Annotated in this window: 28 protein-coding genes, 1 other RNA gene and 2 pseudogenes; 5 read left to right on the forward strand and 26 right to left on the reverse strand. The window is 37.8% G+C overall.

The window, feature by feature from the left end; genetic code table 11:
• Positions 1–11: 11 nt before the first annotated feature.
• A complete protein-coding gene (locus tag BMX63_RS00840) occupies positions 12–1,067 on the forward strand; it encodes a DNA glycosylase AlkZ-like family protein (protein ID WP_093131019.1) in 1,056 nt (351 codons plus the stop codon).
• Positions 1,068–2,555: 1,488 nt separating this feature from the next.
• On the opposite strand, the gene BMX63_RS17810 is transcribed toward BMX63_RS00840, so the two are convergent.
• The 14 genes and pseudogenes from BMX63_RS17810 to BMX63_RS00910 all read right to left on the reverse strand — a co-directional run bounded on the left by BMX63_RS17810 (position 2,556) and on the right by BMX63_RS00910 (position 9,524).
• Positions 2,556–2,735: a hypothetical protein gene (locus BMX63_RS17810; RefSeq protein ID WP_093131021.1), complete on the reverse strand. Its 180-nt coding sequence runs from the start codon at positions 2,733–2,735 to the stop codon at positions 2,556–2,558.
• A gap of 209 nt (positions 2,736–2,944) precedes the next feature.
• Positions 2,945–3,328, reverse strand: a complete 384-nt coding sequence (locus tag BMX63_RS00850) for a DUF302 domain-containing protein (protein ID WP_093131024.1) — start codon at positions 3,326–3,328, stop codon at positions 2,945–2,947.
• Between the two features lie 20 nt (positions 3,329–3,348).
• Positions 3,349–3,681, reverse strand: a complete 333-nt coding sequence (locus BMX63_RS00855; protein ID WP_093131026.1) for a rhodanese-like domain-containing protein — start codon at positions 3,679–3,681, stop codon at positions 3,349–3,351.
• A gap of 92 nt (positions 3,682–3,773) precedes the next feature.
• Positions 3,774–4,295, reverse strand: a complete 522-nt coding sequence (locus BMX63_RS00860; protein WP_177167113.1) for a class I SAM-dependent methyltransferase — start codon at positions 4,293–4,295, stop codon at positions 3,774–3,776.
• A gap of 133 nt (positions 4,296–4,428) precedes the next feature.
• Positions 4,429–4,740 carry a rhodanese-like domain-containing protein gene (locus BMX63_RS00865; protein ID WP_342730824.1) on the reverse strand — a complete coding sequence of 104 codons (312 nt, stop codon included), beginning with the start codon at positions 4,738–4,740 and terminating at the stop codon, positions 4,429–4,431.
• A gap of 26 nt (positions 4,741–4,766) precedes the next feature.
• Positions 4,767–5,552, reverse strand: coding sequence for a sulfite exporter TauE/SafE family protein (locus BMX63_RS00870; RefSeq protein ID WP_093131030.1), 786 nt, complete (start codon positions 5,550–5,552; stop codon positions 4,767–4,769).
• A gap of 48 nt (positions 5,553–5,600) precedes the next feature.
• Complete coding sequence (locus tag BMX63_RS00875) at positions 5,601–5,828, reverse strand: sulfurtransferase TusA family protein (RefSeq protein ID WP_093131032.1); 228 nt, start codon at positions 5,826–5,828, stop codon at positions 5,601–5,603.
• Positions 5,829–5,847: 19 nt separating this feature from the next.
• Positions 5,848–6,981 (reverse strand): MBL fold metallo-hydrolase, encoded by a 1,134-nt coding sequence (locus tag BMX63_RS00880; RefSeq protein ID WP_093131034.1) that lies wholly within the window; start codon positions 6,979–6,981, stop codon positions 5,848–5,850.
• A gap of 19 nt (positions 6,982–7,000) precedes the next feature.
• A pseudogene (locus tag BMX63_RS00885) lies at positions 7,001–7,398 on the reverse strand (DsrE/DsrF/DrsH-like family protein).
• Positions 7,399–7,416: 18 nt separating this feature from the next.
• Positions 7,417–7,935, reverse strand: a complete 519-nt coding sequence (locus tag BMX63_RS00890) for a sulfurtransferase TusA family protein (protein WP_425441443.1) — start codon at positions 7,933–7,935, stop codon at positions 7,417–7,419.
• Between the two features lie 67 nt (positions 7,936–8,002).
• The gene (locus BMX63_RS00895; RefSeq protein ID WP_093131038.1) at positions 8,003–8,302 is read right to left on the reverse strand and encodes a rhodanese-like domain-containing protein; all 300 of its coding nucleotides are present in this window, start codon (positions 8,300–8,302) and stop codon (positions 8,003–8,005) included.
• 100 nt (positions 8,303–8,402) lie between these two features.
• Positions 8,403–8,882, reverse strand: a complete 480-nt coding sequence (locus BMX63_RS00900) for a DsrE/DsrF/DrsH-like family protein (RefSeq protein WP_093131040.1) — start codon at positions 8,880–8,882, stop codon at positions 8,403–8,405.
• A gap of 21 nt (positions 8,883–8,903) precedes the next feature.
• Positions 8,904–9,110: pseudogene (locus BMX63_RS00905) on the reverse strand (sulfurtransferase TusA family protein); the annotation flags it as partial.
• Positions 9,111–9,263: 153 nt separating this feature from the next.
• Positions 9,264–9,524, reverse strand: coding sequence for a metal-sensitive transcriptional regulator (locus BMX63_RS00910; RefSeq protein WP_093131044.1), 261 nt, complete (start codon positions 9,522–9,524; stop codon positions 9,264–9,266).
• A 309-nt stretch (positions 9,525–9,833) separates the two neighbouring features.
• On the opposite strand from BMX63_RS00910, the gene BMX63_RS00915 reads away from it, so the two are divergent.
• The gene (locus BMX63_RS00915; protein ID WP_093131046.1) at positions 9,834–10,223 is read left to right on the forward strand and encodes a hypothetical protein; all 390 of its coding nucleotides are present in this window, start codon (positions 9,834–9,836) and stop codon (positions 10,221–10,223) included.
• A 698-nt stretch (positions 10,224–10,921) separates the two neighbouring features.
• Here BMX63_RS00915 and BMX63_RS00925 read toward each other — a convergent pair.
• From BMX63_RS00925 to smpB, 3 genes are all read right to left on the reverse strand, one after another.
• The gene (locus BMX63_RS00925; RefSeq protein ID WP_093131048.1) at positions 10,922–11,194 is read right to left on the reverse strand and encodes a hypothetical protein; all 273 of its coding nucleotides are present in this window, start codon (positions 11,192–11,194) and stop codon (positions 10,922–10,924) included.
• 276 nt (positions 11,195–11,470) lie between these two features.
• Positions 11,471–11,831: a transfer-messenger RNA gene (ssrA, locus tag BMX63_RS00930) on the reverse strand.
• A gap of 112 nt (positions 11,832–11,943) precedes the next feature.
• On the reverse strand, positions 11,944–12,405 hold the full coding sequence (gene smpB / locus BMX63_RS00935) for an SsrA-binding protein SmpB (RefSeq protein WP_093131049.1): 462 nt from the start codon (positions 12,403–12,405) through the stop codon (positions 11,944–11,946).
• Between the two features lie 185 nt (positions 12,406–12,590).
• Here smpB and BMX63_RS00940 point away from each other — a divergent pair, with 185 nt between their 5' ends.
• Positions 12,591–13,472, forward strand: a complete 882-nt coding sequence (locus BMX63_RS00940; RefSeq protein WP_093131051.1) for a GNAT family N-acetyltransferase — start codon at positions 12,591–12,593, stop codon at positions 13,470–13,472.
• A 48-nt stretch (positions 13,473–13,520) separates the two neighbouring features.
• On the opposite strand, the gene rnr is transcribed toward BMX63_RS00940, so the two are convergent.
• The 4 genes from rnr to secG all read right to left on the reverse strand — a co-directional run bounded on the left by rnr (position 13,521) and on the right by secG (position 17,497).
• A complete protein-coding gene (rnr, locus tag BMX63_RS00945; RefSeq protein WP_093131053.1) occupies positions 13,521–15,812 on the reverse strand; it encodes a ribonuclease R in 2,292 nt (763 codons plus the stop codon).
• A gap of 71 nt (positions 15,813–15,883) precedes the next feature.
• Positions 15,884–16,057: a hypothetical protein gene (locus tag BMX63_RS18235; RefSeq protein ID WP_220083794.1), complete on the reverse strand. Its 174-nt coding sequence runs from the start codon at positions 16,055–16,057 to the stop codon at positions 15,884–15,886.
• A 383-nt stretch (positions 16,058–16,440) separates the two neighbouring features.
• A complete protein-coding gene (locus BMX63_RS00950; protein WP_093131055.1) occupies positions 16,441–17,187 on the reverse strand; it encodes an alpha/beta hydrolase in 747 nt (248 codons plus the stop codon).
• A gap of 76 nt (positions 17,188–17,263) precedes the next feature.
• Positions 17,264–17,497: a preprotein translocase subunit SecG gene (gene secG, locus BMX63_RS00955; RefSeq protein WP_093131056.1), complete on the reverse strand. Its 234-nt coding sequence runs from the start codon at positions 17,495–17,497 to the stop codon at positions 17,264–17,266.
• 421 nt (positions 17,498–17,918) lie between these two features.
• Between secG and BMX63_RS00960 the strand changes: the two genes are divergently transcribed.
• On the forward strand, positions 17,919–18,185 hold the full coding sequence (locus tag BMX63_RS00960) for a phosphocarrier protein HPr (RefSeq protein ID WP_093131057.1): 267 nt from the start codon (positions 17,919–17,921) through the stop codon (positions 18,183–18,185).
• Positions 18,186–18,189: 4 nt separating this feature from the next.
• Positions 18,190–19,908: a phosphoenolpyruvate--protein phosphotransferase gene (gene ptsP, locus BMX63_RS00965; protein ID WP_093131059.1), complete on the forward strand. Its 1,719-nt coding sequence runs from the start codon at positions 18,190–18,192 to the stop codon at positions 19,906–19,908.
• Between the two features lie 243 nt (positions 19,909–20,151).
• Here ptsP and eno read toward each other — a convergent pair whose 3' ends face one another.
• The 5 genes from eno to gap all read right to left on the reverse strand — a co-directional run bounded on the left by eno (position 20,152) and on the right by gap (position 26,194).
• A complete protein-coding gene (eno, locus tag BMX63_RS00970) occupies positions 20,152–21,435 on the reverse strand; it encodes a phosphopyruvate hydratase (protein WP_093131061.1) in 1,284 nt (427 codons plus the stop codon).
• A gap of 95 nt (positions 21,436–21,530) precedes the next feature.
• Positions 21,531–23,072, reverse strand: a complete 1,542-nt coding sequence (gene gpmI / locus BMX63_RS00975; RefSeq protein ID WP_093131063.1) for a 2,3-bisphosphoglycerate-independent phosphoglycerate mutase — start codon at positions 23,070–23,072, stop codon at positions 21,531–21,533.
• A complete protein-coding gene (tpiA, locus tag BMX63_RS00980) occupies positions 23,065–23,826 on the reverse strand; it encodes a triose-phosphate isomerase (protein ID WP_093131065.1) in 762 nt (253 codons plus the stop codon). The genes gpmI and tpiA overlap by 8 nt, the downstream gene beginning before the upstream one ends.
• Before the next feature lie 36 nt (positions 23,827–23,862).
• The gene (locus BMX63_RS00985; protein WP_093131067.1) at positions 23,863–25,047 is read right to left on the reverse strand and encodes a phosphoglycerate kinase; all 1,185 of its coding nucleotides are present in this window, start codon (positions 25,045–25,047) and stop codon (positions 23,863–23,865) included.
• A gap of 142 nt (positions 25,048–25,189) precedes the next feature.
• Positions 25,190–26,194, reverse strand: coding sequence for a type I glyceraldehyde-3-phosphate dehydrogenase (gene gap / locus BMX63_RS00990; RefSeq protein WP_093131069.1), 1,005 nt, complete (start codon positions 26,192–26,194; stop codon positions 25,190–25,192).
• Positions 26,195–26,230 lie beyond the last annotated feature (36 nt).

A 26,230-nucleotide genomic window follows, 5' to 3' on the forward strand; every position in this document is an offset into this window, starting at 1 on the left:
GTTTTTATATTATGGAGAGGGTAGATAAACAGACGATTCTGTATGAACGAATGAAGAAACAAGGATTACTTGAGCCGTTGGAAGACCCAGCAGATTTTGACGGATATAAAAAGCTATTCAAGCTGCTACAGCCTGTAGCTCCTGTTCACAACTCAAGGCCAGGTGATCCGCCCAAATTAGTTCATCGTACTTTATTTAATGACTCTTTAGTCACTTCAACACTTCGCCAAAAACATCAAATCGTGAAAGCTAGATTTCAAGGCGGCCGCGTTGGCTATGTGTTTGAAGAAGATTTAAAGCTGTATACTCGTGTCTTTCAAAAGCCACTTAAAAGAATAGATTCTATTCATGAAGACATTCTTGGAACCATTCGAAATATGAGTGGTATTTCAAAGGATAAGCTAAAAGAAGAATTAAGTTACTCTGCCAAAGACATTACTAAGGCATTAACGAAATTGCAAGAAGCTTGTCTTGTCTATGAGAATCAAATTGATACGGATTGGGATACTGGGTGGTTTGATTTTTCTGAAGAATGGTTTGAGGTGCCGGAACAAACAGATGAGAGTGTGGAAAAGGTTTTATTGAATTTCCTTGATTCTATGGTCTTTGCTAACTTAGATCAAATAAAAAGTTGGTCGCATTTGAAAAAGAACTTATTAAAACGGATACTGCAACAGCTGATAGCGAAAAAATTAATGGTTGAAGTCAGTATTGAAGGTTTAGGGACTGGATATATGAGGACTGATAAAGTGGAATTTGCGCACCGGAAGGTTCCAAAATCGGTATTTATGCTTGATAAGTCAGATATTCTAGTCAGGACCCATTTAGATGAGCTTAAGACTCTTTATAAAGGGCAGGAAGTCTTGCAGTATCTGTTAATTGATGGCGAGTTTCAAGGAGCAGTTCTTGGCCATTGGCGGATTGGACCTCATGATATTGATGATGTAACGCTATCCCTTAAACCTGAGCAGGCAAATATTAGAAAAGATGAAATCATCAAGGCTATCCGTCAATACTATACACCTAAAAGGACAAAAATCCTTAAATTTAATGGAGAAAACATTTAAGCTACCATATAACTCTATTTTACCGGGATGGTGTTTTCTAACAGTTAATGGACATTCACTACCAAATCATTTAACATAATATCCTCACGCAAAAAGACACACGTGTCGATCACAGTAAAATACACGTGTGTCTTTCGATTTAAACTTTAAATGTAATACTTCACAATATGTCATATTGAAGGATAATTTTACCGCAAGTTATTAAAATCTTAGCATTGCCATTCCGGCAAGATTATGGTTCAAGTTACAACTGTGACTTGAACCATATTTTTGCCGAGTATTGAAGGATATACAAAGATTGGTATAACAATATTCTCAACTATAAATTTCCGCACTATTCCTTTGAAAGTGAGCTTGATTATCCAAATTACTTATACGTTAATACTATATTTAGGTACTTTAGGCAAGCTTATCCTTCTCTACAGAACTTCTAGCAAAATATGATGTAGCGTTATAAGGACAAATGATCTATATTAATAATTTATAAACTAAACTCCCAATAAAAAATAAAATGCTCTTAAATAAAATAATGGTACACTTTTATTCCCTTCTAATAGATACAGTTAATATATGCTTCCCTGCATTTTTCATTAGCAGATGCTATCCTAGTTATTAATTTTTCACTGAGTTCTCCTACTTTCTTTTAAACTTTTTCACCACAAAATAATCAACATTAATCATATAAGTAGTCTCCTACACCAATACTAAATATTGCATTGTATATATTTGTACTGCACATTAAATAGATCTGATGTTTTTTCGTCTTTCTTATTCAATATTAGCACCCTAAACAAAAAAGACGCATTATGAGATAAACGTGACCGATTGTTTAAGAATGATTGCTAGTATTAATAAAGAAAAACATATCTTCCCCCTATGCCCCCAAAAAACACATTCACCTTCAGAGGGTTAATGTGTTCTCTCATCTTTGAAAAACGTACCTTTCTCACCACATTGGTGGGCAGGTATAATTTTATCTACTTTACCTTGGTTCATTTGGATGTATCAAAGTAAAAAAGCAAGCAGAAACCTTTTTATATACTAGTTTTCTAGTGTTAATCATCTCCTCTTTTTTTGACTTCTTAGGTGCACAGTCCGGGGTTTATTAATATGAGGTTGCCCCTTGGATGCCATACCTCCCTTGGGATTAGACACTCATACCTGTTACGGTAATTAGCTTGATTGAGTTTAAGTCAGATATATCCCCACTATTAAAAGGGTTATTTTTTCTTTACTAGGTGCGTTTATTGTCGAACCATTATTTGTTTTTTCAACTTTTATGAACCGATAAATAATGGGAAAACTATTACTCAGTATCGATTTATTTTAACCAGTATCTTGTAGCACACTGTCACAGTAGAAGAGGAAATTTTGATTCTTACTGGATTAAAAAAAGGTAAGGAGTCTATAATAAAATATCTAACTTCTGTTTCGTTTTTCTATTTTATTTTAACTAATAAGATATCTTAACGTAGTTGTTTTACATCATTACATTTCAAAACTGAAAGCTTCTGTCATTTCTACATGGGAAAATAATTGTATTAAGAAAATAATTTGTAGAATATAAATATTATTCCTACCAGGAATATCACCTTTTGTAAAGGTTATAGCAAATCCCAATACTTCTTCATCAAATCCTCCCCTTTTATTACGAATATAAAAATGCAAAGGAAGAGAGGGAATCCCCTCTTTCCTTCCGTTTATTCTATATTCAGTTTTTCTAATATTTGATCTGGGTAAAAACCAACTACCCAATGTCCATTAACATTCGTTTGTGGTACTGCCAACATCCCTATTGCATTTACTACGTCCTGTTGAGCTTCTTCATTAACAGTTAGGTCTACTTCTTATTTTTATATTGAAGGGTATTTATTAAATTAAACAGCTCGATCAATACACTCAATCAATCGGTTTTCAATATCTTCTGCTAATTCCTTCACAGCAGTGTCGTTAATCATTTCAATTAAAGCAGTTGGTCGTGGCATACCAATCTTTGTTTTTGTGTTGTCTTCGTACACAACAATTTTACAAGGTAGGAAATAACCCACCATCTTGTTTTCCGTTAGAACTCGTTGTGCCTCTTTTGGATTACATACCTCTAATACAAGAAAGGGGTCATCAAGCTCTAGTCCCTTTTCTTCCAATTTATCTTGAATATTGAACTGCCACAAAACACCGAACTGTTCTTCTTTTAAACTTTCCTCAAGTGACGTAACCGTTTCATTTAATGTTTTATTCGTCTCAACTGTATAATGAAACATAAAATCTCTCCTTTTGTTTTTTAATCTACCCTATCAACGGATTCCGATAAATATTTGTCTAAATCACCTTGCCAATCATTCATCCCACCAACCATATCTTCAACATCGAAACCAAGTGCATTTAGAATCCCGCACGCGGCTTTACTTCTGTTTCCTGAACGGCAAACAACAACATAACTTTTTTCTTTGTTTAACTCACCCTTACGTAATGCTAACTGACCTAATGGGATATGTTTTGCACCTGGTATTTTTCCTTGTACAACCTCATCATTTTCCCTTACGTCCAAAACAAAAACGTTTATTCCCATATTCAACCTTTCAGCAACCTCTGACGGTGTTACTTTTTTGTTCATCATGACATCCCCTCATAGGCAAGATATTCATTGAAATTAGCACTTTTTATTCGTTGCTCGAATTGCGTAACCAAACGACTTTAGTGGCTGGACTACATCAATCTCAAATCATGGTTTTTTAATACTTTAGACATATGATGAGATGAAATTTTTTCATCTATAGATGGGCCCATATCAAACTCATTTTTTTCCCATTCAATAATTACGATTTGTCCCTGGTTTTTAAGGACTCTTTTAATTTCCTTTTTAACCTTTTCATGGCTATTTACCTCATGAATAGCAAAGGCAACAAAAGCTTTATCAATCATATTGTCATCAAGTTTAATAGTTTCTATATCACTAACGACGTAATGAATATTTGTAACTTTATTTAAATCAGCGTGTTCTTTTAATTGATCCAACATCTTTTGTTCAATATCTACTGCATACACTTTTTGTTTTGTTTTCCGCGCTATCTGTAATGTGAAATACCCATTCCCTGCACCTAAATCAGCAACTTTGTCTGTTTCTTTTAATTCCAAAAATTGGATCACTTCTTCAGAAGGTAATAACTTTTGTCTCTTCTCACTCCACAAAACGTGTGCATGTTCTGGGTTGAAACGCTTATCACTCATATGTCCTCTCCCCTTTATGTAGGAAATGAGGGAGTAACTTCCCCCTTTGCCATTTCCTTCAAAGCCTCTCATTAACTATTCAAAAATCGGTTACACCCAGCTACTCATTCCGCCTTTAACATTTGTAATATCCTTAAAGCCATGTTTTTTTTAATATCTTAGCTGCCTTCATACTCCTTACTCCACTTTGGCGAATCACAACTACTTCTTTATCTTTTTGCAGTTCTCCAAGTCTATTCTTTAACGTATGAAGAGGAATATTACGAAACGGTTTACGGTGATTACTACGATATTCGCCTTGTGTTCTCACATCAACAAACTGCACCTTATTATCCTTGAATTTATCTTTTGCTTCTTTCGATGTGATGTGCCTCACACCCTTAACTGGCACAAAAAGTTCCCAATAAACAAAATTGCAACCATAAATAAAATTCCTTGTTTCCACTGTTCTCGCCCTATGATTCCTGTCGATTAGCTTAAAATATCAAACCATATTTTGATGGCAGTCCCAAGGATTAAAATTGCTAAAATCCATTGGAGTACCTTTGTATTGACTTTCTTCCCCGCATTGGCTCCCAACGGAGAGGCAATTAGGCTTGCAATAATCATGATAATCGCTGGAAAATACAACACTTGTCCAGTTAGAACCTTACCAGTTGTTGCACCTATCGATGATACAAAGGTAACAGCTAACGATGTTGCAATTGTCATTCTTGTTGGTATTTTTAATACTAACAACATAATGGGTACTAATATAAATGCCCCAGCTGCACCGACAATTCCGGCACCAATACCTACTAATAAAGCTAGAAACACTGCTAACCACTTATTGAATGTCACTTGATCAAGTGAAATGTCATCAATTCCTTTTGTCGGAACAAACATCATAACAGCAGCTATTGTTGCTAGTACACCATACAAGAAGTTAATTCCCGAACTCGTCATAAAATCGGAGCTATAACCACCAATAAAGCTTCCGATTAAAATACTCGTTCCCATATATAGAATGAGTGTTTTATTTAAATATCCACCTTTTCGATATGCCCATACTCCTCCTAAAGTTGCAAATAGAACTTGTATTGCACTTACTCCGGATACTTCATGAGCAGTAAACGCTGTTAATCCGACCATGGGTGGTATATAAAGTAGCATCGGATATTTAATGATAGATCCACCAATTCCTACCATTCCTGAGATAAAAGAACCAATGAAACCGATAAGAAAAATGGTTATAATAAATAGTAAGCTGTATTCCATGTCATATCATCCTTTAAAGTAAAGGGGTCTCACTAAATGGGCTCCCTTTTATCCTTTTTTGACCCAAAATTTTAATACGCCGTCTTCTTCCGTATCTTGAATCAATTCATGGTTACCTGATTTCACCCAAGCAGCCAAGTCGCTTTTAGCTCCTTTATCTGTCGCGTGAATTTCTAATATTTCACCTGAATTTAGCTCTTCAATTGCTTTTTTCGTTTTCACAATTGGCATTGGACATGCCAATCCTTTAGCATCTAGTACTTTATTTGCATCCATCATATTTCCTCCTTTAGGTTTATTCGTGTACCGCACAGCGGTTAGGACCAATTTCCATTTCTCTTTGTTCTTCATTCTCTGGATTGATCTTACCCATGTTCGTTTTTCGGATATCTTCGTAAGCATTTGGTTGCGGTGGGAGATTTTCTGTTACCATTTTTCTAAATTCACCTTCATCATCCACTTGTAATCCTGAATTTACTTTGTAAAGATGACCCAAGCGAGCCGATACTAGTCCACCTTCTCCAAGTTCTTTCGCAAATGAATAGTGCGCAGGTAGAACAAGCAAGTCTTCGGACAATTCTTTGTATTTGTTATAAAGCGTGTTTCTTAAATCAGCTACCCAATCTTCAGCTTTACCTGCAAGGTCTGGTCGGCCAATTGATTCAACGAATAATATATCTCCAGTTAAGAAATATTGATCATCGATAATGAAAGAAGTACTACCAATTGTGTGACCTGGTGAATAAATTGGCTGGACTTTTACGGTTGTATTTCCAACTGTAATGTCTCTTCCTTCTTCAACAGGTGTATAATCAAACGTTACTTCTGTCGCATCTTTTGGTGGTAAGTAGTAAGTTCCACCAACTTTTTCAGCTAGTTCACGTCCACCTGAAATATGGTCAGCGTGCAGGTGTGTATCAATTAAGTGTTTAATTTGTACATCTCGTTCTGCAGCAAATGATTCATAAATACTGATCATTCTATTTGTATCAATAATGGCTGCATCTCCATTAGACTCAACGAAGTAAGACAAACAACCTTTTCCTAAACGTACAAATTCATAAAGAGCCCCGCCATCTTTCAAATCACCAACTTTTACTGGTTCTAGGTGTTCACTCCAAGCTTTCATGCCACCTTCTAAGTTCATCATGTTGGTGAAGCCTGCTTCTTCCTCAAGCATTTCAGCTATCATTCTTGATGAACCGCCTTTTGCGCAAACTACAATAATTTCCTTATCTTTTGGTAATTTGTCAACGATTGGATCAACACCATCTAGTAGGTTGAAATATGGTTCATTTATGACTTCAACTTTCCCACCTTCAATTTTCCAATCATCAAATTCATCTGTATTCCGTACATCTAAGATAAATATCTCTTCATGATTTACGATTCTTTTCGCCAACTCACTGGTTGTCATTTCTTTTGGCATTTTTTATTCTCCTCCTCAGTTAAAACGTAAGTAATGTATTTGCATCTTTCGCGTATTCGATAAAGGGAGTCGCGCCACCCACTTCAATTCCTTCAACAAATGCATCTTTCTCTAAGCTCATAATATCCATTGTCATTTGACATGCGATTAAATTTAATACCCAACTCTAGAGCCATAGATACCATTTCTTCTATAGTTGGCACATTTTCACGTTCAAAACCTTCTTGAAAATGTTCGTTTCCCTCTGGAAAAGGAAGGTTTTTATGTTCCTCTTTAAGAATTAAATTTAACCCTTCAAAGGTAAAGAAGATCCCTCTCTGCATCAGAAGCGGCAGCTGCTAGCGCTACATTAAACACTTTATATGCGTCAAAACGCCCTACGTTTGCTGCAATAATTGCTACTTTTGTATTAGCCATAAAATATTCCTCTTAAAATTAATTTTTATTTAGTGGTCCTTCCCACTTGGTCATTCCAGGAACCACATTTTTCACATTTGTAAAACCTTTTTCCGTTAACTGTTGTGCTGCTAAGTCACTTCGATTTCCTGTGCGACAGATAATATGAAGTTCATCATCTTGGTTTAATTGCTCAAAACGTTGTTCGAGCTCCCCTAATGGAATGTTGACTGCTCCTGGAATATGACCAAAGGCAAATTCAGCAGGTTCACGAACATCCAAAATTGAGATTTTTTCATTTCCTTCAATTTTTTTACGCAAATCATCTAAATTCACAACTTCTTCATGTTTTGTTTCTTCTTTCGCTTCTTCCTCACTCGCTTTACGTAAAAAATGTTTCAACACATCACCATCTTCAATGGTACCTAGATACTGATGGCCAGAGCTGTCAGCCCAAGCCTTTAAGTCAGCTGTAGAACCTTTATCAGTAGCTTGAACCTCCATGACTTGACCTGGCTCTAAATTTGTAATAACTTTTTTTGTTTTTACAATTGGCATTGGACATGCCAAACCTTTTGCATCTAATACTTTATTTACTGAAATATCCACAATATATTTCCTCCTTTTATTTCTTTACTTCGTCTTTCCACTCAAGCATTCCGCCAACCATATTAATCACATCATATCCATGCGCTTCAAGAAACTGGCCAGCATTTCCACTTCTATTTCCTGAGCGACAGACCATTATGTGATTACGATTTCTGTCGATTTCATTTAGGCGCTCTGGCAACTCACCCAGTGGAATATGCTTTGCACCTGGAATTTTCCCATGTGCTACCTCTTCATGTTCACGAACGTCAATAATGCTGATATTATCGTTTGTTTTTAGTTTGTCCGCCAGCTCCTCCGGAGAAATTTCCTTCACCCTTTCCACCTCCTATGATTTCTTCTTATACTCCCCCGTGTATTTTAGGAAGACCCACAAAAATCATACTACAGGGGGTATATTTTCATTTAAAAAAATTTTAGATGAATAAGTTAATATCTCCATCTTCGGCATCACCAATATAAGCAGCAACACCTGCATAATCTAATCCATCAATAAGCTCTTCTTTTTGAAGTCCTAAAAGGTCCATTGTCATTGTACAGGCTATTAATTTCACATCTTGTTCCTGCGCCATTTCAATAAGTTGAGGTAACGGCATGGCGTTGTGTTTTTTCATAACATCCCTTATCATTTTTGGCCCCATACCAGCAAAATTCATTTTTGAAAGTCCCATTTTATCTGCACCACGAGGCATCATTTTTCCAAACATTTTTTCCATAAAGTTCTTTTTTACTGGTACCTGCTCTTCTTTACGAAGCGCATTTAATCCCCAAAATGTATGGAAGATCGTCACTTCATGATCATATGCAGCTGCACCGTTTGCAATAATATAAGCAGCCATGGCCTTGTCATAATCCCCACTAAATAATACAATAGTTGTTTTCTTTTTCTCAGTCATGATGATTGCCTCCTCTTTGATTTAAGCTTTTTGTACCCGAAATTTAAATATACCTTCTTCTTCTATATCTTTTAATAATTCATGACCACCTGATTTTACCCAAGCTGTTAAATCGACTTTGGCACCTTTATCTGTTGGATGAATTTCTAAGACTTCACCTGATTGAATTTCTTCAATCGCTTTTTTCGTTTTTACAATCGGCATTGGACATGCTAATCCTTTTGCGTCGTTTTTTAATGTTCATCATAAATTTCTCCTTTATATATAAAATACTAATACGGGTAGGGGTATGTTTAACTTTTAAAAAAAATGGGGTTAAATAAGTTTAACCCAACGGTATTCACCTTAAATTATACACTTAACTTTGTCAAACAGAAAACTTTATCTACTTTTGACAAGTAGATTCACGGCTTCATGGATAAGGTCTTCGGAAGATTCACCTGTTTCCATTTCTTTACGAATACACTGTTCAAGGTTTTCACTGACGATCACGGCAATTGTTCGGTCTAAAGCACTTCGAACAGCAGACATTTGATTCACTACGTCACGACATTCTTTGTCTTCTTCCATCATTTTTAATAATCCCCGGACTTGACCCTCGATTCGTTTTACTCTGTTTTTTACTTTTTCATCATACTTCATAAGGACACCTCCTCTATACCTTTTAATTTTATTATTGAATTCATAACCAAAGTGACATTTTAAAAAAGTTTCTTTCTAGCTGAATACATTTTAGCTTGATTAGGGAATGTATAAATGAATATTATGAATTTTTTCCAATAAAGTAGTTTGATAATCAGTTTAGTTAAGATTTTACTCGTGTTTTTAAGTTTAAGCAAAAATATTCGCCCTTAACTAATTCGTCATCATATTTTATACCCCTATAGGTATATTGTCAACCCTGTTGATTACTTTTCATTTAATAACCCTTCCATAGGAGGATTGTATAAATTGAAATATAAGATATTCGCCGTATTGTTTACTACTCTTTTATTAACTAGTTGCATGCAACAACTTGGACCGAATTCTGCGGAAGATTTAGGTCAGGGGATGATGAATGAGGTTTTGACACCAGAATTATTCTCGGAAATGATGATGACAACTGAAATGCAGAATACAATGGTTAAGATTATGGCATCTCCAGAAATGCGTGACCAAATGGTTAAAATTATGTCCGAAGAAGAAATGAAACAAACAATGGTAGAAATCATGAGTACTCCCGAAATGAGAGAGGTTATGAGTAATGTTATGACCTCACCTGATATGCGCAATCAAATGATTGAAATGATGAAAACCCCAGAGATTGTCGATATTATCACAGAGACTTTGAATGAACAATAAACCCTAGATATAATATAGGAGGCAAGCATACAATCCTTTCAAGAAATAAAATCAATAAGAGATACAGAATCCTTTATTAAATCCTCCCATTAACTTTTATTTATCTATCCAAGGAAAACTGTAGCGTTTGCCATGCTTTACTTCCACAAATAGGGGCAATTATGGATAACTATCCAAAAATTAGGTCAGATATCCGTTAGTCAAAAATAAACGGTTACTTTTCTATTTTTACTGTACCAGTATTAATACTGTTTATTAAGGTAAAGAATATTTTAGAGAAGCTCGATTTGTCCATGTAGAAGAATTTGATAAAAGATTAAAGAGGATATATGAATCTTACTACTCCTACTAAATCTTTTAATTGAATTTTTTCACATGCGTTTAGGGACTCATTTCCATGTTCAGTATGATGTACTATATAGTTTATAATATGCTATTATTAATTCATACTTTTTTATAGGATTTCTGAACTTTATGGAAGTGACAGATGTGAAATTCTTGAAATGGATAATCGATGAAAAATGCCCCCATTGTAAAAATAAATTAGATAGTTCAAAAACATTCAGTTTTGTAGGTAAGATTTCTAAATATTGCTCTAGCTGCTCGTATAGGAAAGAGTTCCATCCAGGACTTCAAACTGTAGTAGAGACAACGAAAAAATGACTAAAATTGAACCCCTAAGAGCGGAGCAATGGCTTTTAGGGGTTTTTACTTAATTCTAGATGATTCACTAACATGCTACGCCATCTATTCATTGTTTTTGTTTGAACAGCACAATATCCGTTTTCTTTTAAATATTGATGTTGTTTTTTCATTAGCTGGAGAAGCAATACCATGCTTTCTATAATTGTGTACACCCCATCTAACCAACTATAAAATTTCTTATCATCAAGTTCATATTCAATTTTATATCCAATTACCTTTTTACCATCCATGGCAGTAATAACTAATAATTTAGGTTTACTTCTCATTTTGTTGATCAAATCATCCTTTCAAATCAGTAAAATTGGAATAGACAAGACTTTGAATATTGATTGCCACATAATCGGCTCAATTACTAATAATTAAATTGTTTTATAGTTAATGTTAATGTACTTATAAATAAAGCTGTAAACATTTTATTGTTTACAGCTTTACCACTCCATTTTGAAGCATATATTTGCCATGAGTTTTTTGAAGCATAGCATTGCCATTCCGGCAAGATTATGGTTCAAGTTACAAACATAAAAAAACCACCATATTATGTATGGTGGAGACGGTGGGAATCGAACCCACGTCCAGAGATATCGTCACTCAGGTATCTACGTGTGTAGTCGCTATATTGTCATTCGCCAGCTTTTCAGCCTAACGACTGGCTTCCAAGTGGCTAGTCTGATTGGAATTCTTCTGTCAGCCTCAGACGGCGACTAACAGCATAGCCCACTTGATTTGAGACCCTTCAATCTGCCACATGGGCGATAGCAGGAAGGATCCTAGCAGAGCTTACGCTGCTGCTAGAGTAGTGTTATTATTGTTTCCAGTTATATTTAACTGAGTAACGTTTTACGAGACGTAACCTCGACACGCAACCCAAGCTCGATCTATCCCTGTCGAATCCGTAACGTCCCCGGATTTAGTAAAGATAGTGGCTTGAGTTTGCCAATGTCGTCTCTTTCAACGACAATTCTTATTATAACACATCAGCATCTCTTTTCAACAGAATTACTACTGGTACATCCTGTTAATACTGGTTTTTCATCGCGCGTTCCATATCCCGTTTTGCCTGCTTGCGTTTTAAGGTCTCACGTTTATCATATTTCTTCTTACCCTTACCGAGACCAATTAAAACTTTTGCTACACCATTTTTAATATACATTTTTAAGGGAACTAAGGAATAACCTTCCTGCTGCGTTTTTCCAACTAACTTGTCAATTTCTTTTCGATGGAGTAACAGCTTCCTGGTCCGTACAGGATCATGGTTAAAGCGATTTCCCTGTTCATACGTGGAAATATGCATATTATGGAGGAACACCTCGCCTCGGTCAACACGGGCAAATGAGTCTTTTAAGTTAACCCGGCGATCACGGATCGATTTAATCTCCGTTCCTTGTAATACAATTCCTGCCTCATATGTTTCTTCTATAAAAAAATCATGGTTGGCCTTTCGATTTTGCGCAATGACATTCCCTTGACCTTTTGGCATAGCAAAACCTCCTATTCGTGACATACAAAATATTTTACCAAAAGCAGCCCTTTATGAAAAGAAATCTTCATTGTTCAAGGGGTTGAAGCGTTATTTTCATACAATTGCAAACCTTTTTATAGACTTATTTTACGTCTTTATGAGAATATAAAGGAGGAATCTATACATAGGAGGATTCATCCATCATGACGAACCAACTGTTACAAATTCGCAAGTTAACAGAAAATGATTATGACCTGTTAAACAGGATGGAAACAGGCATTGAAGATGATTATGTAGTACGAATCTTTCCTAAACTGATTAATAGTCATCAACATGAACTATACGGCTTGTTTCACGGTGAGCAAATGCTGTCTGTTGCAGGGTATTCCATTTATTTAGATCAATATGCTATGTTAGGAAGACTCAGAAGTGACAAGCGTTTTTTAGGAAAGGGACATGCGACGGAATTGCTCAAAGCTATCATTAAGGATTTGAAGACCAGGCCAGATGTTAAATGGATTGGAGCTAATACAGAAATCCATAACAAACCTGCCTTAAAAGTACTTGAAAAACTGGGGTTTCCAGCTCACCCACCCTTATATCCAGTGAAATTGTACAGAGGAGAAACGGTTCAAGGGACACCCGGACCTAAATGGGAAAAGCTTCAGACAAAACAGGAAAAGCGTCATATTTTAAACTTATTCTCAGATAGTGATTTTGAAGTCTTCCCTTATGAATGCTACTACCCGTTCCCCTATCAGGACGGTTTTCTTAGTGATGACGATTTAGAAGAATCCTTGTTTTTTGCAAATAAAGATCGTACCCGCTTTTTTATCATGAAAGAGGACCAAAAGAAGGAGCTCTATGCCATGGTAATGTATCCATGGAATGATCACTTTGAACAGGCAGGATTCTGGGATACGGTGATGAATCAATTGCAGACGACTTTTACTGAGCACCGGTTATGGATTGATTTTATGGAAGAAGGACTGGAGCGGGCCAAAAACTTAGATACATTTGAAATCCGGAAGCCATGGGTTTTACATGGAGTCTGGAAGGATATTGAAGGAGAACGTTTACCCTGAATCCATACGTACGAAGGGGACTTAGTCTTAATTTAAGTCCCCTCTTTTTTATTTCTTCTTTTTTCCTTTTTTTGGTGCACTTTGATAGAACGGCTTATGCTTTGACTTTTTATCTTTTTTAGAGCCGTTTTTACCCTCTTTTTTCTTCGGTTTCTTTTCCTTCGCTTTGATTACTGTAGGCCGATCTTTAACTGGCTTTTCTTTCCGAGGCTTCATACCGACAATTTCAAAATCAATGTCACGTTCGTCGATGTTTACATTGATACAACGAACGGTAATTTCATCCCCAATTCTAAAGACATTACCTGTTCTTTCCCCAATCATGGCATAATGACGCTCTTCAAAATGGTAATAATCATCCGTTAAATAACTGACGTGGACAAGTCCTTCTATCGTATTTGGAAGTTCAACAAACATGCCAAAACCGGTAACAGAGCTAATAACTCCATCGAACTCCTGTGCAATCTTCGTCTGCATATATTCACATTTCTTCAAATCATCGGTTTCCCGTTCAGCGTCAACAGCCCGTCTTTCCATAAAGGACGTATGTCTTGCAATGTCCGGCAATTTCTCCTTCCATTTTTCTCTGGTTTCATCATCCATCTTTTCATCAATTAGATAAGTACGGATTAAGCGATGGACGATTAAATCCGGGTAACGTCTAATTGGTGATGTGAAATGGGTATAAAACTCCGTTGAAAGCCCAAAGTGCCCTAAGCTTTGCGGGTCATATTTCGCCTGTTGCATGGAACGAAGCATCAGTTTTGAAATCACCATATCTTCTTGTGTACCTTTTACTTCTTCAAGTACCGATTGTAAAGCCTTGGGATGGATTTCGTTGGCTGTTCCACGCACAACGTAACCAAGATTAGCAATAAATTCAAAGAAGTGCTCCAGCTTCTCTGGCTTCGGCTCCTCATGAATTCGGTGAATAAACGGAACCTGCATCCAGTGGAAGTGCTCCGCTACCGTTTCATTGGCAGACAGCATAAATTCCTCAATGAGTTTTTCACCGACGGAGCGTTCCCGTAATACGACATCTGTAGCTTCTCCTGCTTCATTGACTTCAACCTTTGCTTCTTTAAAATCAAAGTCAATCGCACCACGTTCCATTCGTTTGGTACGAAGAATCTGTGCTAAGTCCTCCATATCTTGAAGCATTGGTGTAATGTGGCCATACTTCTCCTTTAGTTCCTGATCGTCATTGACCAAAATTTCATTCACGTCATGATAGGTCATTCGCTCCGTTGTTTTGATAACACTTTGAAAAATTTCGTGGTCGACAATTTCCCCTTTATCTGTGATTTCCATTTCACAGGATAAGGTTAGACGATCAACTTGTGGATTTAACGAACAAATTCCATTTGATAACCGGTGCGGAATCATCGGGATTACACGGTCCGTTAAATAAACACTGGTTCCACGCTCTAATGCTTCTTTATCAATAGGTGTATTTTCTTTAACATAATAGGATACATCCGCAATATATACCCCAAGTTTATAGTTGCCGTTGTCCAATTTCTTCACAGTAACGGCGTCATCTAAGTCCTTAGCATCTGCACCATCAATCGTAATGATTAGCTCATCACGGAGGTCACGCCTGTTCTCAATCTCTGAGGGATCAATCTTATCAGGGACTTGATTGGCTTGCTCCATCACTTCATCCGGAAAATCAGCTTTTATTCCATGCTTGTAAATGACAGATAAAATATCAATACCAGGGTCGTTTTTATGGCCAAGAATCTCAACAACAGCCCCCTCGGCACTCATGCGGTCCTCTGGGAACTTCGTAATCTCGACAATAACCTTATGGCCATCTACTGCCCCACTTGTTACACCTTTAGGAATAAAAATATCATTTGGAATCCGTTTATCATCCGCAATGACAAAGCCAAAGTAACCATTATCCTGATAAGTTCCTACGATACGATTGGTATTCCTCTCCAGTATGCGAATCACCGTTCCCTCAGGACGCTGACCACTAGCACCACCAGATTCAATCCGGACCAAAACCCGGTCGTTATTCATAGCAGAATTTAAATCGCGATGATTGATAAATACGTCATCTTTTTCCTCTTCATCCGGAATTAAAAAGGCAAAGCCTTTTGCGTGCATTTGAATCGTCCCGCGAATTAAATTCATTTTTTCCGGTAAGCCATAACGATTTTTTCGTGTTCGAACAAGTTCCCCTTCCTGCTCGAGTTCATTTAACGTTTTTACTAAATCTTTAAATGAATCTACATTTTCATCTAATTCGAGTACTTCTTCAATCTCATGTACAGAGAGTGGTTTTGCATTTTCATTAAAATATGAAAGAATTTTTTCTTTTAGTGTACTCATATTATCACCTTCCTTTTGAAGGGGGAATGTTTATAAAAACATGTGCTTTTCTGCCTGTCCAGGTGCAGGATCTAGATGTAGCCGGAAAAAGTATTCCCGATATTGTGTAACCCAAAACGCGCTACTCTTATCCCGCTTGATTTGTTTGTCACACAACTTGTACAGAAGAGTAATAAGCCAATATAAACGATACGAATGGCTTGAAGGACAATTTCCGTGGTTTTTACCGAGTTTGTGTCTTTCATTACTTATATGAAAGACATCCTGCTTGTGTTGCCCCGCTCTTTTGTCTTTCATAAAGCTTATGAAGGACATTTTATTTAAGTTATGGTTTCCTTTTGTCCTTCATAAACCTTCACAGAGGTCCCTAAAAATCTAATAGGTCGTCTTGAAAGACAATTCCCCTAGTTTTAACCGAGTATTGGTCCTTTAGTTCCGATATGTTGGACATCTAAGTAACCAAATGTATGCTACTCTACGTATTCTGCATATGCGGTCAGACTCGCCTCCGCTTTTCTTTGTCCAGTTTGGGCTCCTAGGTCGTGGCGGACCTAAACCAAAGTTATTCCGTGTTGCCACTCCTTTGGCTTATACCGTCAGACCTGACCTGTCGTCACCGCTCTTCTTACTAGTATGTCCAATCCAGGGATTCTAGAAACTTATAAATGTCTTCATATAATTGTTCTTTTTCGTTTGATAGGGTGATGACATGGGTTGAGTCTTCATACCATTTGATTTGTTTTTCGTCGGTTTCTACTTTTTCATGAATGTAGTTGGCACTTTCCGGGTTAATCATTTCGTCTTTTCCGGCCTGGACGACAAATGTTGGTGTATAGATTTCATCAATATGATCATGAACGTCGGTTATAAATTCTCCAAGTTTTTCAAATGTATGTGTGGAATTTTCCATCAGCTGTTTGACTTCATCCGTAATTTGGTCTTTATCCTTTTCTTCCAATTGTTTATATTCTTTAGCAAACTGCTGAAAGCCTTTTGATAGCTGCGAGGTATTGTCAAAGAACATAGGGGCACACATTGGAACAACTCCCATAATGGGTTCGGAATAAGCGAGTTTCAATCCCATAACCCCTCCTAAGGACAACCCGGCAACAGCAATTTCATCATACCCCAATATACGTAAGTTATGCAGGGCCTGCTGTACATCCTCCCACCAATCATCTGTATCATACTTGATCAGCTCTTCAGGCGGGGCACCGTGACCACGATAAATTGGAGCATGAGTAGTGTATCCCTTCTTTTGCAAGTAACGACCTAGCATACGCACATCAGCGGAATGTCCCGTAAACCCATGGAGTAATAAAACCGCACGTTTTCCACCTTCAAATGTAAAAGGTTCCGGTGTTTTAATTTTCATGTTTGTCATCTCCTCTTATATAATGTTTACTTTAACATTTTCTTCGCACAAAAAAACAGCAAGTAATGCTTGCTGTTTACTGAACAATATAGCCTAACGCAAATGTAATCACGAAAAAGAGAATCCCAGTCACAATGGTTGCACGGTGGAGAACCGCATCAATTCCACGTGCCTTTTGTTTACCAAACAACTGCTCAGCACCACCGGAAATCGCACCGGATAGACCAGCACTTTTTCCAGATTGTAATAATACGAGAACAATCATGATTATAGCGTCAACAACGAGCAACGTAACCAAAGTACCATACATTTTATTTACTGCACCTCCAAATATAAAGCAGGACGATATGATATGAAATAAATGTGGTATAAAAGCCCTTATTCCCTGTCCATCATATAGTTTTGTATCTCTACTAAATGTAGCATAAAAAAATATACGTAGCAAGGTGAAACCACAGAACCGAAAAATAGAACAAATGGTGAACAAAATGTCATTTTTTGAAGAAATTTAAGTAATTTTAATTGATATTCAGAACAGGCTTGCGATAAAATGATATAAGTAAATGCACGTTTGAAAACTGAATTCAATCTTCTCTTTCACATGGGTTTAGAGGAAAAATGAATAAGAATATTTATGCATGAGTAGATGACACTAAAACTAGACCTAAATTTGTAGTCAAAATTGAATTCTGTAACAAACGGAAGAAACAAAGATATAGGAGGACAACACAATGGTAGAAAAAACTTTTAAAATCACTGCATCTGAAGGTGTTCATGCTCGCCCTGCAACTCTTTTAGTACAAAATGCAGGTAAATTCAATGCTGATATAAATATGGTATACAATGACAAGACGGTTAATTTAAAGTCCATTATGGGGATTATGTCTCTAGGTATCCCAAGTGGCGCAGAAGTAAAAATTACAGCTGAGGGGAACGATGAAGAAGAAGCACTTAATGCATTAGCTGACGTGATGAAAAACGAAAACCTGGGGGAGTAATTTTATGAGTCAATTAACAGGCATTGCAGCCTCTAACGGGATTGCAATTGCAAAGGCTTACCGATTAGAAACTCCGGATCTATCGTTTGAAACGAAAAAGGATCAAAATCCTGAAGAGGAGATTAAACGATTAGAATCCGCAATTGAAACATCAAAATCTGAGTTGGAGAAAATCAAAGCTCACACTCAGGAAAAGATGGGCGATGAGCATGCAGAAATTTTTTCCGCTCACCTGCTCGTTTTGAGTGATCCTGAATTAATTCAGCCAATTGAAGATAAAATTAAATCAGACCAAATCAATGCTGAAGCAGCTTTAGATGAAACAGCAAACATGTTTATTACCATGTTTGAAAATATGGATAATGAGTACATGCGTGAACGTGCAGCCGATATTCGTGACGTGACTAAGCGTGTTATGGCTCACTTACTCGAAAGACCATTTCCTAATCCAGCCCTTATCAACGAAGAAGTGGTCGTTGTTGCACAGGATTTAACACCATCTGATACAGCTCAATTGAACAAGCAGTTTGTTCAGGGATTCACAACAGATGTGGGAGGACGTACTTCTCACTCTGCCATTATGGCTAGATCCCTGGAAATTCCAGCTGTCGTAGGAGCAAAATCCGTAACTCAGGATATTAAAGATGGGGATATCATCATCATTGATGGTCTTGATGGGAAAGTGTTGATTAATCCAAGTGATGATGAGCGTAAAACATATGAACAAAAGCAAGCTCAGTTTGAAGAGCAAAAAGCAGAATGGGCTAAATTAAAAGACGAGCCTTCTGTAACCGCTGACCAAAAACACGTAGAATTAGTTGCAAACATTGGTACACCTGATGATGTTGACGGGGTTTTACGTAATGGCGGCGAGGGTGTTGGTCTATACCGTACAGAATTCCTGTATATGGGTAAAAGCAGCCTGCCTACAGAAGATGAACAATATGATGCCTATAAAGAAGTACTAGAAGGGGTAGGAAGTGACAAGCCTGTTGTTGTTCGTACCCTTGATATTGGTGGAGATAAAGAGCTTGATTATCTCGACTTGCCTAAAGAATTGAACCCATTCCTAGGATTCAGAGCGATTCGCTTCTGTTTAGAACGTGATGATATTTTCCGTACTCAATTACGTGCCTTATTACGTGCAAGTGTCCATGGTAACTTGAAGATTATGTTCCCGATGGTTGCTACGATTTCTGAATTTAAGCAGGCAAAGGCCATTCTTCTTGAAGAAAAAGAGAACTTGAAGCAAGAAGGCATAGAAGTTTCTGAAAATATTGAAGTGGGGATTATGGTCGAAATTCCTTCTACTGCTGTTATTGCAAAACAATTTGCAAAAGAAGTGGACTTTTTCAGTATTGGAACAAATGACTTAATTCAATACACTATGGCAGCCGACCGTATGAATGAAAAAGTATCATACTTATATCAACCATATCACCCAGCCATTTTAAACCTAGTAAACAATGTCATCGAAGCTGCTCATGCAGAAGGTAAATGGGCTGGTATGTGCGGTGAAATGGCTGGAGATCCAGTTGCGATTCCAATTCTATTAGGCTTAGGTCTAGATGAATTCAGTATGAGTGCAACTTCCATCTTACCAGCACGCTCTCAGCTTCTTAAGCTATCTAAAGATGAAATTGCATCACATAAAGATGAAATCTTATCTAAATCAACTGCAGAAGAAGTAGTTGAGTTTGTTAAGGAAATTACGGAATCATAAAAATATATGAAGCCGGCAGATGAGATTCTGTCGGCTTTTTTATATGGACTTATAGTAAATTTTAGTCTTTTATCAATTTTACAGAAAGAACCTGTTTTCAATAGATATATAAACGCTGTTCGTTAATTCATTTTATAAATTTGTCATGTGAATGCTGAGGTAAATGATGAACAAAAAGCTATATCATTCAGCAATAGTAAAAAACGGCACCCAATGGGATGCCGTTTTATCTTAAAACTATACTTAATCTAAATTATAAAATGCCTCTGCACCTGCGTAATTTGAAGTAGCCCCTAGGATGTCTTCAATTCTAAGCAACTGATTGTACTTCGCAACGCGGTCGGTACGGGATGGTGCACCTGTTTTAATCTGCCCTGCATTGGTAGCAACGGCGATGTCTGCAATGGTTGCGTCTTCTGTTTCACCTGAACGGTGGGAAATGATTGCCGTGTAACCTGCTGTTTTCGCCATTTCAATGGCTTCAAAGGTTTCCGTTAATGTACCGATCTGGTTAACTTTTACAAGGATAGAGTTTCCGACACCTTGTTCAATTCCTCGGCCAAGACGCTCTGTGTTTGTTACAAATAGGTCGTCACCTACAAGCTGGACGCGATCACCAATACGCTCAGTTAGTACCTTGTGACCTTCCCAGTCATTTTCATCAAGGCCGTCTTCAATAGACACGATAGGGAATTTATTTACAAGCTCTTCATACCACTGAACCATTTCTTCGGAGGTACGAACAACGCCTTCACCTTTAAGATTATATTTTCCATCTTCATAAATCTCAGAGGAAGCTACGTCCATAGCAAGCTTCACTTGTTCACCTGGCTTATAACCTGCTGCTTCAATTGCTTCTACAATGGTAGAGAGCGCTTCTTCATTAGACTTCAAGTTTGGTGCGAAACCACCTTCGTCACCGACACCTGTATTATAACCTTTAGAGCCCAATACTTTCTTCAAACTATGGAAAATTTCAGCGCCCATGCGAAGAGCTTCTTTAAAGCTTGGAGCACCTACTGGCATAATCATAAATTCTTGAATATCTACGTTGTTGTCCGCATGCTCTCCACCGTTTAGAATATTCATCATTGGTGTAGGAAGCACTTTAGCGCTGAATCCACCTAAGTATTGATAAAGTGGAAGGCCAACAAAATCTGCTGCTGCATGAGCTACAGCAATGGAAACACCTAAAATCGCATTAGCACCAAGGTTTCCTTTATTATCCGTTCCGTCCAATTGGATCATAAGTTCATCAATGTCAACTTGACGAGTGGCATCATAGCCGATTAATTCTGGTGCGATTATTTCATTTACGTTACTTACAGCATTGGAAACGCCTTTACCTAAGTAGCGGTCTTTATCTCCATCACGTAGTTCAACCGCTTCGTGTTCACCTGTGGAAGCACCACTTGGTACCAGTGCTGAACCATAAGCACCAGATTCTGTGTAAACTTCTACTTCAACGGTAGGGTTACCGCGTGAGTCTAATACTTCACGTGCATAAACGTCTGTAATATATGGCATAATTTTTCTCTCCTTTTTATTCATCTCATGTATCTTTTGAAAATAGCCTTTTGTTAAGAGGATTTACATTCCTGCTTAACCTGGGATGCTTACCCTTAGGATTTCTTAATTAACGATTCGCCTGTCATTTCAATTGGTTTTTCTACATCCAATAAGTCTAAAATCGTTGGGGACAAATCGCCTAGAATACCTTCTTCTCGTAATTCTACACCCTCTTTTGTCACAATAACCGGAACGGGATTTGTGGTATGAGCTGTCATAGGTTTATCATCCAATGTAATAACCTCATCAGAATTACCGTGGTCGGCTGTAATAACGGTATGACCACCTTTTTCTAAAATTTTGTCCACAACTCTACCTAAACATTCATCCACTGCTTCAATGGCTTTAATCGTGGGCTCAAGTCTTCCTGAATGTCCTACCATGTCCGGGTTAGCGAAGTTTAGCAGAATAACGTTATGATTATCTTCTTCGATATCCTTTACAAGTGCATCCGTTACTTCATACACACTCATTTCCGGCTTCAAATCATAGGTTGCAACCTTAGGGGAATTAATTAAAATACGATCTTCACCTTCAAAGGTTTCTTCACGTCCCCCACTCATGAAGTAGGTAACATGTGGATATTTTTCTGTTTCAGCAATTCTAAGTTGAGTTAATCCTTCTTTGGAAACCACTTCACCAATGGTATTCTTTAAATTATTTGGACCGAAAGCAACGTTGGCATCAATGTCATCACTGTATTGGGTAAGCATGACAAATTGCACATTCTTTGGTGCCTTTTCCCCTAAATCAAATCCAGCAAAATCAGGATTGGTGAAGGTTCGTGTCATTTGAGAAGCACGATCAGGTCTAAAGTTATAAAAGATAATGGCATCTTCATCATCAATCGTTGCAACGGGATCTCCATTGTCATCGGTCATAACAGCCGGGATGACAAATTCATCAAACACCTCATCCTCATAGGCATCTTCTAAAACTTCATGAGGATTGTTGAATTTTGGTCCTTCCCCGTAAACCATCGCACGATAAGCAAGTTCTATACGCTCCCAGCGCTTATCACGGTCCATCGCATAATAACGTCCGGAAATGGTCGCGAATTGTCCCACACCATATTCTTTCATTTTTTCTTCTGTCTGATTAATGTACGTAGATCCTGTTTTAGGACCAACATCACGTCCATCAAGAAATGCATGTACATATACTTTTTCCAGACCATTATCAGCTGCCATTTTAAGCAGAGCAAATAAATGTTCAATGTGGCTATGAACGCCGCCATCAGATAGCAAACCAAAGATATGAAGGGCCTTATCCTTACTTTTTACATGCTGAACAACATCATTAAATTGTTCGTTTTGGAAAAAGCTTTGATCTTCAATCGATAAGTTTATACGGGTTAAGCTTTGGTAAACGACCCGGCCTGCACCAATATTCAAGTGACCAACTTCAGAGTTCCCCATTTGCCCTTCAGGAAGTCCTACAGCTTTCCCGCTTGCTTGTAACTGAGTATGAGGGAACTGGTTCCAATAACGGTCAAAATTAGGTGTATTGGCTTGTTTAACCGCGTTTCCTTTCTCCTCATCCCGTAATGCAAAACCGTCTAAAATGATTAATGCTGCTAATTTATCTTTACTCATGTTTACCTGCCTCCACTAGTTTTAAGAAGGAGTCAGCTTCAAGACTAGCGCCTCCTACAAGGGCACCGTCAATATCTGATTGAGCTAATAGCTCATCAACATTCGCTGGCTTTACACTTCCGCCATATTGTATACGAACAGCATCTGCTGCAGATTCAGAAACGGCTGATTTTACAACTTCACGAATATGAGTACAAACTTCATTTGCCTGCTCAGAAGTTGCGGTTTTACCAGTTCCAATCGCCCAAATAGGTTCATAGGCTAAAACAACCTGCTTGACCTGCTTCTCAGAAAGACCTTCAAGAGCTGCTTTTACTTGCTTTTCAACATGAGATTTTGTCTCATTGGCTTCTCTTTGATCTAACGTCTCTCCTACGCAAACAATTGGTGTAAGCTCATGATTAAATGCTGCATGTACTTTTTTATTAACCGATTCGTCTGTCTCATTAAACAGTTCACGACGTTCTGAATGTCCTAATACTACATACTCTACGCCTAAATCCTTCAGCATAACTGGACTTACTTCACCTGTGAAAGCGCCATTGTCTTCAAAATGCATATTTTGTGCAGCAATTTTTACATCTGTTCCTTTTGCCTGTTCTACTAAAGCAGGAAGAGAAACAAATGGAGCACAAACGACACTTTCCACTTGCTCTGAAGCAGGAACATTTCCTTTTACCTCACTCAAAAACTGCTCGGCTTCAGAGACAACTTTGTTCATTTTCCAGTTACCGGCAATAATTTTTTTGCGCATCCTATCACCTCATCAGTAAATTCGTTTCAAATCCTGTTATTCTTTATCATTCAAGGCAGCTACCCCTGGAAGTACTTTACCTTCCATAAATTCTAGAGATGCTCCGCCACCAGTTGAGATATGATCCATCTGATCAGCTTTTCCAAACTTTTCTACGGCTGCTGCTGAGTCTCCGCCACCTATAACTGTATAGCCTTCTGTCTGGGCGAGTGATTCGGCAACGGATTTTGTACCATTAGAGAATAATTCAAGCTCAAACACACCCATAGGTCCATTCCAGATGACAAGTTTGGAATCTTTCACAACTTGATCATATTTCTTTCTTGTTTCTGGTCCAATATCGAGACCTTCCCAATCGGATGGGATTTCATCAATAGAAACAATTTGGGTGTTCGCCTCTTCAGAAAAATCATCAGCTACAACAATATCGATTGGCAGATATAAATGAACGCCTTTTTCTTCCGCTTTCTTCATAAAGTCCTTCGCCATATCTATTTTGTCTTCTTCTAGTAATGATTTTCCGATTTCATAGCCTTTTGCTTTAATAAATGTATAAGCCAGGCCTCCACCAAGAATCAAATTATCCGCTTTATCAATTAGATGATCGATAACCCCAATTTTATCCTTAACTTTTGCCCCGCCAATAATGGCTGTGAATGGGCGATCTGGGTTTTCCAATGCATTTCCTAGTACTTCTAATTCTTTTTCCATGAGAAATCCGGCTACTGCTGGCAGGTATTGAGCAATTCCTTCTGTTGAAGCGTGGGCACGATGAGCGGCACCAAATGCGTCGTTCACATATAAATCAGCTAAATCAGCAAATGCCTTTGCAAGTTCAGGGTCATTTTTCTTTTCTCCTGCTTCAAAGCGTACATTTTCAAGAAGAACAACATCTCCATTTTCCATTTCGCTAATCGCCTGATTTACTTCTTCACCATAAACCTGATCTGTCTTCGTTACCGGCTTATTTAAACGGTCACTTAATGTTTGAGCAACAGCATCCAGGCGTAATTCATCTACGACTCCACCTTTGGGACGTCCCAGGTGACTGGCCAAAATCACTTTAGCCCCGTTACCAACTAAAAAATCGATGGTTGGTAAAGCTGCTTTTATTCTCGTTTCATCCGTAATTTCACCGTTATCCATCGGTACGTTAAAGTCGACACGGCAAAAAACTTTTTTCCCTTTCACATCAACATCACGGATTGTCTGCTTTTTCATGACAATGCCCTCCTTTGTTGAGCAATATGTATCTTAGATTACAAACATAATGAAAAACACCACAAGGAGGAGGGTGTTTCCCTTCCTCCTCCTTATGTGTTCTATATCCTGTTAGGAGAGGTTGTTTTTTCCTCTTTTCGTATTATAGACCTTTGTTAGCAATATATGCAGCTAGGTCTACACAACGGTTGGAGTAGCCAGATTCGTTGTCATACCATGAGATCACTTTAACCATGTTATCTTCAAGTACTTGAGTTGTTAGAGCATCGATTGTAGAAGAAGCTGTATTTCCGTTATAGTCACGGGAAACTAAAGGCTCATCAGAGTATCCAAGGATTCCTTTCAATTCACCTTCAGCAGCTTCTTTAAGAGCAGCATTCACATCTTCTGCTGTTACATTTTCATCTAGCTCTGCTACTAAGTCAACAAGAGAAACGTTTGGTGTTGGAACACGCATGGCCATACCATTTAGTTTTCCTTCAAGTTCAGGAAGTACTAAGGAAACAGCTTTTGCTGCACCAGTTGTAGTTGGGATAATGTTTTCTCCTGCTGCACGTGCACGACGGTAATCTTTATGTGGTAAGTCAAGAATTTGCTGATCATTTGTATATGAGTGAACAGTTGTCATTAATCCACGCTTAATTCCAAATTTGTCATTTAACACTTTAGCAAATGGTGCTAAGCAGTTTGTTGTACAAGATGCATTGGAAAGTACGTGATGACTTTCTGGATCGTATTGATCTTCGTTAACACCCATAACGACTGTTAGATCCTCTTGCTTAGCTGGAGCAGAGATAATTACTTTCTTTGCACCTGCATCAAGGTGTTTCTTCGCATCATCACGTTGTGTGAAGCGACCTGTAGATTCAATTACGATTTCAACTCCTAAATCGCCCCATCCTAAGTTAGCTGGATCTCTTTCAGATAGTACTTGAATCGTTTTACCACCAACAACCAGGTTTTCTCCATCAACGCTTACTTCCTGGTCAAGCTTGCCATGAACAGTATCATATTGTAGAAGATGTGCTAGCATATTAGCATCAGTAAGGTCGTTGATTGCTACAACCTCTACATCATTGTTATTAAGTGCTGCACGGAATACGTTACGACCAATACGGCCAAAACCATTAATACCTACTTTTACCATTTATAATTCCTCCTTAGAATTTTAAATCCTTTTTTA

This window comes from Salinibacillus kushneri (assembly GCF_900111405.1).
GTDB lineage: Bacteria > Bacillota > Bacilli > Bacillales > Alkalibacillaceae > Salinibacillus > Salinibacillus kushneri.

Bases quoted from the DNA above. Each gene is read 5' to 3' on its own strand.
- BMX63_RS00925 (WP_093131048.1), bottom strand. From the start codon at position 11,194: ATGAGAAGTAAACCTAAATTATTAGTTATTACTGCCATGGATGGTAAA.
- BMX63_RS00940 (WP_093131051.1), top strand. From the start codon at position 12,591: ATGACGAACCAACTGTTACAAATTCGCAAGTTAACAGAAAATGATTAT.
- tpiA (WP_093131065.1), bottom strand. From the start codon at position 23,826: ATGCGCAAAAAAATTATTGCCGGTAACTGGAAAATGAACAAAGTTGTC.
- BMX63_RS00910 (WP_093131044.1), bottom strand. From the start codon at position 9,524: ATGAAGTATGATGAAAAAGTAAAAAACAGAGTAAAACGAATCGAGGGT.
- BMX63_RS00850 (WP_093131024.1), bottom strand. From the start codon at position 3,328: ATGTTTCATTATACAGTTGAGACGAATAAAACATTAAATGAAACGGTT.
- BMX63_RS00860 (WP_177167113.1), bottom strand. From the start codon at position 4,295: ATGAGTGATAAGCGTTTCAACCCAGAACATGCACACGTTTTGTGGAGT.
- BMX63_RS18235 (WP_220083794.1), bottom strand. From the start codon at position 16,057: ATGAAAGACACAAACTCGGTAAAAACCACGGAAATTGTCCTTCAAGCC.
- BMX63_RS00950 (WP_093131055.1), bottom strand. From the start codon at position 17,187: ATGAAAATTAAAACACCGGAACCTTTTACATTTGAAGGTGGAAAACGT.
- ptsP (WP_093131059.1), top strand. From the start codon at position 18,190: ATGAGTCAATTAACAGGCATTGCAGCCTCTAACGGGATTGCAATTGCA.
- gap (WP_093131069.1), bottom strand. From the start codon at position 26,194: ATGGTAAAAGTAGGTATTAATGGTTTTGGCCGTATTGGTCGTAACGTA.
- rnr (WP_093131053.1), bottom strand. From the start codon at position 15,812: ATGAGTACACTAAAAGAAAAAATTCTTTCATATTTTAATGAAAATGCA.
- secG (WP_093131056.1), bottom strand. From the start codon at position 17,497: ATGTATGGTACTTTGGTTACGTTGCTCGTTGTTGACGCTATAATCATG.
- BMX63_RS00875 (WP_093131032.1), bottom strand. From the start codon at position 5,828: ATGGATGCAAATAAAGTACTAGATGCTAAAGGATTGGCATGTCCAATG.
- BMX63_RS00900 (WP_093131040.1), bottom strand. From the start codon at position 8,882: ATGACTGAGAAAAAGAAAACAACTATTGTATTATTTAGTGGGGATTAT.
- BMX63_RS00870 (WP_093131030.1), bottom strand. From the start codon at position 5,552: ATGGAATACAGCTTACTATTTATTATAACCATTTTTCTTATCGGTTTC.
- BMX63_RS00960 (WP_093131057.1), top strand. From the start codon at position 17,919: ATGGTAGAAAAAACTTTTAAAATCACTGCATCTGAAGGTGTTCATGCT.
- BMX63_RS00880 (WP_093131034.1), bottom strand. From the start codon at position 6,981: ATGCCAAAAGAAATGACAACCAGTGAGTTGGCGAAAAGAATCGTAAAT.
- BMX63_RS00890 (WP_425441443.1), bottom strand. From the start codon at position 7,935: ATGCCAATTGTAAAAACAAAAAAAGTTATTACAAATTTAGAGCCAGGT.
- eno (WP_093131061.1), bottom strand. From the start codon at position 21,435: ATGCCATATATTACAGACGTTTATGCACGTGAAGTATTAGACTCACGC.
- BMX63_RS00985 (WP_093131067.1), bottom strand. From the start codon at position 25,047: ATGAAAAAGCAGACAATCCGTGATGTTGATGTGAAAGGGAAAAAAGTT.
- gpmI (WP_093131063.1), bottom strand. From the start codon at position 23,072: ATGAGTAAAGATAAATTAGCAGCATTAATCATTTTAGACGGTTTTGCA.
- BMX63_RS00840 (WP_093131019.1), top strand. From the start codon at position 12: ATGGAGAGGGTAGATAAACAGACGATTCTGTATGAACGAATGAAGAAA.
- smpB (WP_093131049.1), bottom strand. From the start codon at position 12,405: ATGCCAAAAGGTCAAGGGAATGTCATTGCGCAAAATCGAAAGGCCAAC.
- BMX63_RS00855 (WP_093131026.1), bottom strand. From the start codon at position 3,681: ATGAACAAAAAAGTAACACCGTCAGAGGTTGCTGAAAGGTTGAATATG.